The following is a 1,975-nucleotide window of genomic DNA, read 5'->3' as shown; positions in this document are numbered from 1 at the left end:
AGTACCAGCGTACGGCCCACAGAATGATGTCACGCTGAAAATGCCGGCCTTTGAATGGGTTCATGTGCAGCTCCATCAGCAAAAGGGGATGATAAGTTTATCACCACCGACTATTTGCAACAGTGCCCAAAAAAGTTCGTGGTGGAGAAAAGATAAGCTATGCAAGGCTTTAGGAGACGTGGTTTTTCAGGATGACGAAGAACGATTCGGCGCTAGGTGCAACATAGGTGCATCGCACGAGCGCTAGGAACGGCGAAAAAAGGCGGACGTGGCGAAATCGGTAGACGCAGCAGACTTTAAAATTGGAGTGCCCGCGGGGAAATCCGCGGAGTAGAACCGCTCAAAGTCGGGGAACGCTAACGGGCAATACCCTAAGCCAATCCCGAGCCAAGCCCCTTCGGGGGAAGGTGTAGAGACTGGACGGGCGGCGCCTAAAGCCTTCGGGCAATGGCGAAGGGACAGTCCAGACCACGAACGTCATCAGACGGCGGCGAAAGTCGAGGTGGTACGAAAATCTGCTTCTCTGTGAGAGTACGGGTTCGAGTCCCGTCGTCCGCACCACAAAGCCAAACATCCCTGCGATGATCGACCTCTGGGCGTTTGGTCGTGAGCCCGCCACCCTCGCGCTACGCTTTGCGCAGGCGTCGAAGGCGATCAGGTGCGCCCATCGATTCCGTCGAGCACCATCGCTGCGAGTTCATCGCTGGTGTGTGCACCACTATCGAGAACACGGGTTGTGCATGGAAGCCGTTCCCTTGCGGCCAAGCATCGGGCGACATTCGCTAATCGCCACTCTCGAATCTCCGCATTTCGATTCGGGTCAGGATGCATGGTCTGGTTCGCGATCCGGTGACGCAATAGGTCCTCGTTGAGCGTCAGAAAGATGTGCAGCAGCTGATCGTCGATCCGCCTTACCCCGTCGAGTATCTCAGTCAGATAGTCCGGGTGCACGAGCGTCATTGGGATGATGATGTCCTGCGAGTAATTCCTTCGAATCTCCCTGACCGCCGCGATCGTAAGTCCCCTCCACAAGGGGAGATCCTGATAGTCTCCGCTCGCTGGCATGGGGACCGTTTCTTTCACCACGAACCCGATTTCCTCGGGGTCAAAGATCAGCGATTTGGAACGCCGATCGCGCAGCCGCTTAGCGAGCGTCGTCTTTCCGGCGCCGAAAGGTCCGTTGATCCAGATTATCATTGTCGACGGCCTCTAACCTGAAGGCTCGCAAGAGCGCTCGACGGCCTCGTGCGGAGGCACGATCGGAGTGGTTCCGAAATGCTTCTCAAGATAGGTGACGCCGAACGTCACGATGTCCTGCGCGTCGAACAGGTAGCACTGAGCAAAGCCCACGACACCTTCTCGATGGCGACCGAGCTTCACGTAAGCATTTGCTATAGTTTCAACCGCATCCGGCTTTCCTTCGATAGCAAAGCAATCGAGAATGCCGTTTGAATCGTAATCCGATGCCGTTTTCCAGGCGACTTCACCGTCTCTTCCAAGCATCGGCATCTCATACGTCACCCACCGTTTGTTGGGGATATCGGCAACCGCCTCGGCGTAGTGCAATGCGGTAACGGAGTTTAGCGGCGCACCCAACAGCAGGGCCTTCCCGCCAAGGCGAACGAACCGCTCGACGGGCGATCCTTCCCCCAAGGCGTGACCGAGTTCGTGAGGCTCCGTCAGCGTTTCAGCCAGCGGACCAACCGCGACCATCGATGCATCGGGGTGCGCGCTGCGCCGCGCGCCGGGGGCTTGAACCAGAAATTGATTCAGCAGGCCGAACCCACGGTAAGTCCCGGCTGTTGCGGGATCGAACGGCAGCCAGGTACGGCGGGCTTCGTCATCCAGCCGAGCGCCATTCAGAGTCTCCTCGTAGGGTGATCGGTCCCACGACGCGTATCCCATCACAGTGCCAGTCGGCCCAACCGCGGAGCGTAACGCGGCAACGACCGTCTCCGCTCCTCCTTCGACCGGA

Annotated in this window: 3 protein-coding genes; 1 reads left to right on the top strand and 2 read right to left on the bottom strand. The window is 58.2% G+C overall.

Annotated elements, in window-relative coordinates; all coding sequences use genetic code 11:
- A partial coding sequence (locus FTV30_RS16545) for a hypothetical protein (RefSeq protein ID WP_206299284.1) occupies nucleotides 1-247 on the top strand: 247 nt, incomplete at its 5' end.
- A gap of 407 nt (nucleotides 248-654) precedes the next feature.
- Here the strand turns inward: FTV30_RS16545 and FTV30_RS15950 are convergent.
- Nucleotides 655-1,197 carry an AAA family ATPase gene (locus FTV30_RS15950; protein WP_000587837.1) on the bottom strand — a complete coding sequence of 181 codons (543 nt, stop codon included), beginning with the start codon at nucleotides 1,195-1,197 and terminating at the stop codon, nucleotides 655-657.
- Nucleotides 1,198-1,209: 12 nt separating this feature from the next.
- Nucleotides 1,210-1,975, bottom strand: a 766-nt coding sequence (gene aac(3)-IId / locus FTV30_RS15945; RefSeq protein WP_180001907.1) for an aminoglycoside N-acetyltransferase AAC(3)-IId, incomplete at its 5' end; no start/stop codon positions are given.

Source organism: Acinetobacter sp. YH12255, assembly GCF_013417355.1.
GTDB classification, from domain to species: Bacteria; Pseudomonadota; Gammaproteobacteria; order Pseudomonadales; family Moraxellaceae; genus Acinetobacter; species Acinetobacter pseudolwoffii.
Note: the sequence above shows the minus strand (reverse complement) of the source record. Positions and strands in the feature narration are given on the sequence as shown.